The 7,863-nt window shown below is 42.7% G+C and carries 8 protein-coding genes; 4 read left to right on the top strand and 4 right to left on the bottom strand.

The window, feature by feature from the left end; genetic code table 11:
- Positions 1-286: 286 nt before the first annotated feature.
- Together V7147_RS11355 and V7147_RS11350 are read right to left on the bottom strand one after the other, a co-directional pair.
- A complete protein-coding gene (locus V7147_RS11355) occupies positions 287-820 on the bottom strand; it encodes a hypothetical protein (RefSeq protein ID WP_335367970.1) in 534 nt (177 codons plus the stop codon).
- A gap of 156 nt (positions 821-976) precedes the next feature.
- Positions 977-1,492 carry a sigma-70 family RNA polymerase sigma factor gene (locus V7147_RS11350; RefSeq protein ID WP_335367969.1) on the bottom strand — a complete coding sequence of 172 codons (516 nt, stop codon included), beginning with the start codon at positions 1,490-1,492 and terminating at the stop codon, positions 977-979.
- A gap of 456 nt (positions 1,493-1,948) precedes the next feature.
- Between V7147_RS11350 and V7147_RS11345 the strand changes: the two genes are divergently transcribed.
- Positions 1,949-3,136 carry an acetyl-CoA C-acetyltransferase gene (locus V7147_RS11345; protein WP_335367968.1) on the top strand — a complete coding sequence of 396 codons (1,188 nt, stop codon included), beginning with the start codon at positions 1,949-1,951 and terminating at the stop codon, positions 3,134-3,136.
- A gap of 76 nt (positions 3,137-3,212) precedes the next feature.
- On the opposite strand, the gene V7147_RS11340 is transcribed toward V7147_RS11345, so the two are convergent.
- Both V7147_RS11340 and V7147_RS11335 read right to left on the bottom strand, forming a co-directional pair.
- Complete coding sequence (locus V7147_RS11340; RefSeq protein WP_335367967.1) at positions 3,213-4,637, bottom strand: ATP-binding protein; 1,425 nt, start codon at positions 4,635-4,637, stop codon at positions 3,213-3,215.
- A gap of 3 nt (positions 4,638-4,640) precedes the next feature.
- Positions 4,641-4,769 (bottom strand): hypothetical protein, encoded by a 129-nt coding sequence (locus V7147_RS11335; protein WP_335367966.1) that lies wholly within the window; start codon positions 4,767-4,769, stop codon positions 4,641-4,643.
- Positions 4,770-5,062: 293 nt separating this feature from the next.
- Between V7147_RS11335 and folE the strand changes: the two genes are divergently transcribed.
- From folE to V7147_RS11320, 3 genes are all read left to right on the top strand, one after another.
- Positions 5,063-5,692, top strand: a complete 630-nt coding sequence (gene folE, locus V7147_RS11330; protein ID WP_335367965.1) for a GTP cyclohydrolase I FolE — start codon at positions 5,063-5,065, stop codon at positions 5,690-5,692.
- A 43-nt stretch (positions 5,693-5,735) separates the two neighbouring features.
- Positions 5,736-6,527 carry an SDR family oxidoreductase gene (locus V7147_RS11325; protein WP_335367964.1) on the top strand — a complete coding sequence of 264 codons (792 nt, stop codon included), beginning with the start codon at positions 5,736-5,738 and terminating at the stop codon, positions 6,525-6,527.
- Between the two features lie 338 nt (positions 6,528-6,865).
- Complete coding sequence (locus V7147_RS11320) at positions 6,866-7,861, top strand: ABC transporter permease subunit (protein WP_335367963.1); 996 nt, start codon at positions 6,866-6,868, stop codon at positions 7,859-7,861.
- The last annotated feature ends 2 nt before the right edge of the window (positions 7,862-7,863 follow it).

The following is a 7,863-nucleotide window of genomic DNA, read 5'->3' as shown; positions in this document are numbered from 1 at the left end:
CGCACCTGATCATTTTTTATTATATCTTTATTATACGCATTATAAGCTCTTAATTCAACTTTTGTGGGGCCATTTGCAATAAAAATGCATAACAAAAAGAAGTAACCGCCCCGCCACTCCAAGGTAAGAGTAGTTACTTCCTTTTGATTAACACCTAAATATTCTTTACGGCATGTCAGGTGTTAGCGCATCTACTCTTTTTTATTACCCAGACAAAAGTAACAGCGGTTTAACCCATAGTATCTACGATCCCCGGCTAGGGCACAAACTCACGTACCCCACACCCTCACTCATAACTCCCTTGCACATCCAGCGCCTTTTTATACATTTTCTTCTTCTTTTCCTCGTATTGTTCCCGGAAGATAACGGCCTCGTCCTTCGAATAACCACCAGCCTCAAGCTCAGTTTCAAACTGCAAGTAGGTTTGCTCGAAGGCTTCGTCGGTTTCTTTTTCAAGCGTCTTGAACTCGTTATAATAGCTGCTCATGACCTGCAAAACAGCGATGCCGTCGGTTGATTCCTCTATGAAATCTGCCTTAGCCCGCGCCAGTAGATCCTTTGCCTTTTTTTTTGTTTCCTTTTCTAAATTCCCAAATTTACCCGTATATTTGTCTTTTATTTCAGCCAACAAAGGGTCAATCGTTGCGGAAGCCTCAACCGCCGGTGCTGGTTCATCAGCAGGGACCTTTTTCATGTCCAAAAAGAGCTCACGCTGTGGCAATTCCTCCACCTGAACCGGGATGGAAGCCTTATCCTGGTGCACATACCAGAACACACCAAGCTCCACAATGATTGCGAGAATCAGCAACCTCTTAATCATGTCCTCACCTCAACATACATTGTTTCCCATTGCCGCAATCCTAAAACATTCATTATCCTCGAAAAATGCCGCCGAGACTCAAACAAGCGCTTGTTTGAACCTTAAACCCGGGTCCACTGCCCCCAAAAATTCAATTAAACGTTTATTTGAAAAAAATTACCCTTCTACCATAATAATTTGCCGCAATTTCTTAACAGTCTGGCGTCCCCAGGACTTCACCGATTCCACGGTAACTCCATGCTCAACCGCAATTTCCTTATAGCTTTTATCCTCAATAATCCGCCCTTGAACCCACTTCACCTGGTTTACCGTCAACCCCTTGCCATATTCTTCGATCAGATCAGCCGAAAAACCCTCCGAATCATCCGCAAGCTTCATAAAAATCTCCTCTCCAGAAGGCTGGCAGTGCTCCTTGTAACGTGCCTCCTTTTTTAACTGATCAAGAAGTTTTCCGCGAATCGTCGAAAAAGCAAACGTCGAAAACTCAACCCCTTTTTCCGAATCAAAGCGGGTCGATGCCTCCCAAAGTCCAATTAAGCCAATCTGGTAAAACGTCTCCCTGTCCCCGTACAATTGCAACCTTTTTATCACCTGAAAAATCAATGGTTTATACTGTTCCGCAAGTTTCTCAAACTCCACGCAAATGGTCCTTTTAAAGAACGCGTTCCTCATGTATTCCGCCGGTAAGTCCAATTTATCCGGTAACAGAAGGGGAGTCCAAAGCGTAAACTTTACGTACGTGGGGTCTGGAAAGTGACTGTATGTTACGTATGCTATAGTGGAACTTCACGTTTGAGCAAACAAAACATGGAAAAACTTTTAAAAATATACAAAAAAGTTAAAAAGTGTGACTAACTTCACAGATATATTGTCGAAATAGGGATTATTATATAGGTAGAAAGTCACATATAGTTCGACATCGATATCAACGATGAATTACACCTAAGGGTCTTACATATACATATTCCTCTTCCGTTTCATGCAGCCACGTTTCGGCATAAACAACTGAATACTGCCAAAGTATAGGTGTGCATAATTTGTACACCTCATTTCATATCTACACTAGTCAGAATATTCATTACATATTGTGGGTAACATGGTAAACTAGTGTGAAAAGGAGGTTTTGCTATGGAACCAATTTTTATTATCGACGGAGCTCGTACGGCATTCACTAGTTTTGGAGGTTCATTCTCAGGGACGGGTGCAACCGAGTTAGGTCGTGCCACCGCTGTTGAAGCTATGAAGCGCTCTAAGGTCGATCCCGCACAAATTGATCACGTCATTTACGGTAACGTCATTCATACTGAAAAAAATGCATCCTACCTCGCGCGGCACATCGCTCTACATAGCGACATTCCTCAAGAGGTTCCCGCATTTATGGTCAACCGTCTATGCGGGTCCGGTCTGCAATCTGTCGTGTCCGCGGCTCAGCATATTTTAGTAGGGGATGCTAACATCGTGCTTGCCGGGGGAACTGAGAACATGTCCCAATCCCCATACTCGAATTTCTCCCAGCGATTTGCCGGGTCAAAAATGGGCAATCTTCAATTTGAGGATATGTTAATGACAACTCTAACCGATCAATACACGGGAAGAGGAATGGGTATGACGGCTGAAAAGCTAGCTAAGAAGTATTCGATCTCCCGGGAGGAGCAGGACAAATTTGCAATCGAATCGAATCAAAGAGCAGCAAAAGCGTCTGAGAATGGAACCTTTGCGGAAGAAATCGTCGCCGTCGAGGTGAAAACGAGAAAAGGTAGTATATTAGTAGAAAAAGATGAACATATCAAGCCGAACGCGAATGTGGAGACGATGAGTAAATTGCGCCCGTCATTCATTGCCGATGGAACCGTCACCGCCGCAAATGCATCTGGAATCAATGATGGGGCAGCATCCGTTGTGGTTGCAGGTGAAAAAGCGGTCAGTGAAAATGGACTCAAGCCACTTGCAAAGGTGATTTCGTGGGGAGTAGCAGGAGTCGACCCAACCATCATGGGAATCGGTCCAGTTCCAGCGATAAAAAAAGCACTCGAACGCGCAGAACTTAGCTTAGCCGATATGGACTTAATCGAGGTAAATGAAGCATTCGCTGCACAATATCTCGCAGTTGAAAAAGAACTCGGACTTGACCGAGAAAAAACAAACGTCAACGGTGGGGCAGTTGCACTAGGTCACCCAGTCGGAGCAAGTGGCGCAAGAATCCTATTGTCAGCAGCATACGAACTAAGACGCAGGGGAAAAAGATACGCAGTCGTAAGCCTCTGCATCGGTGGCGGCCAAGGAATCGCCATGGTCATTGAAAATAATAGCTTATAAGAATAGTCGGGGCCTTCAGAAAATCGCCGAAGGCCTCTTTTGGGTCGGAGGGAATTTTCCCTATCCCTTTGTCCCACTAATTCGCCACATCTTCAACGAATAAGTAATCTTTCAGTGCAAGTTGCAGGGTACCTTTCGAGTCCGCGATATCGGCAAAGCTAATGCCCAGTGCAATCATTTTTTTCACGATTTCGGCACGGATTCCGGTTAGGACGGTTCTGCAGCCCATCATTTTAACACCCTCAATGAGTTTCATGAAGCGGTAGATTACTTCGTCCTCCATGAAGGCGACACCTGACAGATCCATAATTAGTGTGCGGATATGTTCATTTTCAATGGTAGATAATATTTTATCCTCGATTGTCACAACACGACGATTGTCAATGCCACCAATCAACGGGATTATGTATGTGTCCTGGTTAATCGGAATAATCGGCACGGACAGATTTTCAACTAACTGCCTCTGCGATTCTAGCAATTCGTCCTTGTATTTCGAATAGCTGATAAAAAAGTGTGTTAAGAAATGATCGAGCAGAATATTGATCTTTTTTTCAAGTGTAAAAAAGGCATCACGACCCGTTTCATTGTCCAACAATAGGTCATAATTATACAGGAAGTCCCAAAGCGTACGGCGAATCGCTTGGACCCACTCAAGCTTGAACGCAAGGGTCAAGGAATTTTTAGCCCAAGCCATGCCCTCGCGCTTGGCGAAGGTAATTAACTCGTGTTCGCGCTCTTCAACGACATAGAGTACAAGTTTGTGAGCATTATTGAGAAGATTAATGTTTCCGACCGTATGAATTTCCTGGATTTTGTCCTTTACATTGATGGCTTCCTCCAGCAACTTCTCTTCAAAATATATTTTGTTTTCAAGAAAAAACTCCTTAATGGAATCTTTATAGAGTAAATTCAACTTTCGAACACCTCGATTAATCGATTTATGTTGTTTTGGTAGTCGGATTGTAAATGTAGTTCCGAAGTTTAATTTGCTGTCAACGGAAATGTCCCCACCATGCTGATAGACAACAGAGAAAACCTGAGCAAGTCCCATTCCAGTACCAGCGTCCTTTGTTGAAAAAAAGGGTGTCCCGAGTAGATTCATTTTTTCCTCTGGGATGCCGACGCCCGAATCCGTAATGGTGACAATAACATTCTTTTCGGTAGTACGGTGCGTAATCTTGATCGTACCGCTCCCCTCAATCGACTCAATTGAATTTTTAATCAGGTTAAAAAAGGCTTTCTTAAACTGATTTTTCTTTCCAACAATGGCTGCATCCGTATTCTGGAAGTCAGTTTCAAGCTGAATGTCATACAATTTATCTAAAAATAGATTTAAAATGGATTCTAATTCGGCCGCAAGATGAATCACTTGCGCATCCTCGTCCTCCAAATCAGGCTTGGACACTTGAAGCAAATTGTTCAAGGTGACGAGTGCGTTGTTGAGCTCGCTTTGGGCAATGTCAAGATATTTATGCTCCTCCTCCTGTTGTAAAAGCTGCAAAAATCACTTTACAGCCGTAAGTGGATTGCGCACCTCATGTGCAATCCCTGCTGCAATCTGCCCAACCGAAGCAAGCTGACTTAAATGTGTGTCTCTCCTTTGCCCTTCATTTTTCATCTCATTTGAAACCATAAAAAGAAAGCCCCCAAAATAAAAAATTTCTAATTTTTTGAAATATGTCATAAAAATTTTACTGGAAAAACTTTCACTTCTCAATGAAAACAGCCGGAAAAAGATGTGCTAATTGAAAAATAGTACAAAGGTAGTAGGGGGGAGGGCTCTCGTTAAAACAGGTACCGAATAATGGAAAGAGTATTCAAATCAACTGCCCCACCCAATGCAAATAGTTATTTTGTAGGAAGGAAATAAAAAGTGAAGGGAGAAGTAGTAATAAAGTTCACAATGAGGAAATGAGGTTCGCCACGATGTCTTTAATAGATGCGGAAAGAAACATAATCGAAAAATTCCCACGTATATTTGAAGAAAACCCGGAAAAAATCAAACAAGCTCAAATCGTAACTGATGCGTTAAAAAAACTGATCGAATTATGCGGAGACGACCCGACACGTGAAGGGCTCATCGAAACGCCACAGCGCGTCGTTAAAGCATTCCTTGAGTACACCGAGGGCTACCGAGAGGATCCAAAGGACCATCTAAAAAAGGTGTTCGACGTCGCACACCGTGAGCTCGTTCTAGTAAAAAATATCGAGTTCCACTCCATGTGTGAGCATCATTTTGCACCTTTCTTTGGTGTTGCGCATGTCGGCTACATTCCCGATAAAAAGGTAACCGGATTATCAAAGATTGGAAGAATGGTAGAGGGTTATGCGAAACGATTCCAAGTCCAAGAAACACTAACAAACCAAATTGCGAATGCTATCGGAGAAGTCCTAGAGCCTCAGGGCACAATGGTAGTCATCGAAGCAAAGCATATGTGCATGTGCGGACGCGGAATTAAAAAGACAAACTCCGAAACAACAACTACAGCTACAAGAGGCATATTCGAAGAACGTGCCGATTCTCGGTTTGAATTTTTAACACTTTTACATAGATAGGGAACCATACCCGTGGCACCAATACGAAAGGTAGGTGAAGTAGGTGAGGCACGCAATCATTACAGCGGGAACGAAAGGATTAGGTAGAAAAGTAACCGAGGAATTTTTAAAAATGGGCTGCTCTGTGACCGTGAACTACAGAAGCGACGGAGCTCGCGTCGAAGAACTTAAAAAAGAATGGAAACCCTATTTGGAGGCTATTCAATTTGTACAAGGTGACATCACGAAAAAAGAGGACATCACAAACATTTTCAACCAAGCGATGAACCGTTTTGGCCGAATTGACTACCTCATTAACAACGCCGGCCCCTATATTTTTGAACGGAAAAAGGTAGTAGAATACGAAGACCGTGAATGGAATGAGATGATTGATGGCAACCTCAGTTCGGTGTTTCATTTTCTAAAACTGACCATTCCTGTCATGCGCAAGCAAAATTTCGGTAGGGTCATCACCTATGGCTTTCAGGATGCGGAGAGCACACCTGGCTGGATGTATCGCGCGGCCTTTAGTGCAGCAAAGGTAGGGCTGGTGTCACTCACCAAATCCGTTGCTCTTGAGGAAGCCGGAAATGGAATTACCGCAAACATGGTGTGCCCGGGGGACATCACCGGTGAAATGAAGGAGGCCACCATCACCACAGCACGCACACGAAAAGACCCCGAAACTCCAATCGGTCGCCCCGGTACTGGCGAAGATATCGCCAGAATCATTGCCTTTCTTTGTGAGGAAAACTCGGATTTTATCACGGGGAGTGTGATTTCGGCGTCGGGTGGGGTGAATGTCGTGAACAAAACTGGTGCGAATGGACAGGTCTATAAGCAATGGAGGAAGTGACTCAAATCAAGGGTCACTTTTTTCGATTATAAAAACCCAAATTAAGTTGGAACTAAATTACAAATATGGTAAATTCGAAATAATAGTAATTTTAGAAAATTTATAAAATGAGAGATTCAAACAAACATTTGATTGAAGTATGAAACCCATATGTACCAAGGGGTGTGCTTCAAACAAACATTTGATTGAAAAACTAACTAATTCCGTTTATATTGTAAGCAAAAATTCAATCAAACGCTTGATTGAAAAATGAAACCGTTGGAGCTCAAGGGATAGACCGGTAAACAAACGTTTGATTGAAAATTATTATGTCAACTAACGTAAGGAGATTACTAGATATGAACGTTGAGGCGAGAATACGAGATGTTTTTACAATTTTCTTCATTGTTGCGGTTGTGTTTGGCATCTGTTTATTTTTGCCTGATGTTCCGGAGACGGAGAATCAATTGAAACCGTGGGATGAGTATAAGAGTGTGATTCAACATACCGTTTCAGAAGCCTGGAAGAATCATAGTTTGGGAACGACAAAAAGTGGAGAGTCGATCGAATCCGTTGCAGTCGAACATTTTTCTAGAAGTCTTAAGATTGTCGTCACTTCGTTTTTCCTTGCATTAACCCTCGGAATCTGGAAAGGAATTTTTGATTTCCGAAAAAAGAAAACGTATCAAAAGGTGGTTGGGGAAGGCTTAACTAGCTTCCTTTCAGCATTGCCGGATTTCTTTGTGATTCTCTGTCTTCAGTGGCTCATTCTCTTTTACGTGCCGTTTATCTCGTGGTTTGGCCATGAGGAGTGGTATAGCTTTCTACTTCCTTCGATTTTGGTGGCACTTTACCCACTTTTATATGTTGCAAAGGTGACGACAGCTTCCTTAAATGAAGAAAGTGACCAGGTATTCGTGGCTGTGGCAAGGTCGAAAGGGTTAATCGAAAAAATCGTGACGTACAAGCATATCCTTCGAAATAGCATGGTCCAAATTATCAGCCATCTACCGTCGATGATGGTCTATGTTCTATCAAACTTGTTGATTGTGGAATGGCTGACAGAGTACAAAGGTGCGGCCTATCGATTGTTTAAAACCGTTGATAGGAAAAATTATATTACGAAAGTATCAGGTGCGGACGCTGAGAGAGTCGTAGAAACGGGGATGATTCTTGAATTAGCGTTGGGCTTTATGATGCTCTATTTCGTATCAATCCTTGTCAGTAAATTCCTTTTACGTTTTGTCTCCCCATTCTATTCAACTACTATGCTAGTAAAGGATCTAGCAAGACAACTAATCATCATTATTCCAGCCATGATTGGGGTTTCACTCTTTCTCTTATATATCATCTAAAA

This window comes from Bacillus sp. JJ1521 (genome assembly GCF_036965165.1).
Taxonomy (GTDB): domain Bacteria; phylum Bacillota; class Bacilli; order Bacillales; family Bacillaceae_L; genus Ferdinandcohnia.
This window is presented reverse-complemented; position numbering and strand designations above follow the sequence as displayed.

What these genes read in the sequence shown, in the direction of transcription:
- V7147_RS11355 (WP_335367970.1), bottom strand. Translation starts at nt 820, where the DNA reads ATGATTAAGAGGTTGCTGATTCTCGCAATCATTGTGGAGCTTGGTGTG.
- V7147_RS11350 (WP_335367969.1), bottom strand. Translation starts at nt 1,492, where the DNA reads ATGAGGAACGCGTTCTTTAAAAGGACCATTTGCGTGGAGTTTGAGAAA.
- V7147_RS11345 (WP_335367968.1), top strand. Translation starts at nt 1,949, where the DNA reads ATGGAACCAATTTTTATTATCGACGGAGCTCGTACGGCATTCACTAGT.
- V7147_RS11335 (WP_335367966.1), bottom strand. Translation starts at nt 4,769, where the DNA reads ATGGTTTCAAATGAGATGAAAAATGAAGGGCAAAGGAGAGACACACAT.
- folE (WP_335367965.1), top strand. Translation starts at nt 5,063, where the DNA reads ATGTCTTTAATAGATGCGGAAAGAAACATAATCGAAAAATTCCCACGT.
- V7147_RS11320 (WP_335367963.1), top strand. Translation starts at nt 6,866, where the DNA reads ATGAACGTTGAGGCGAGAATACGAGATGTTTTTACAATTTTCTTCATT.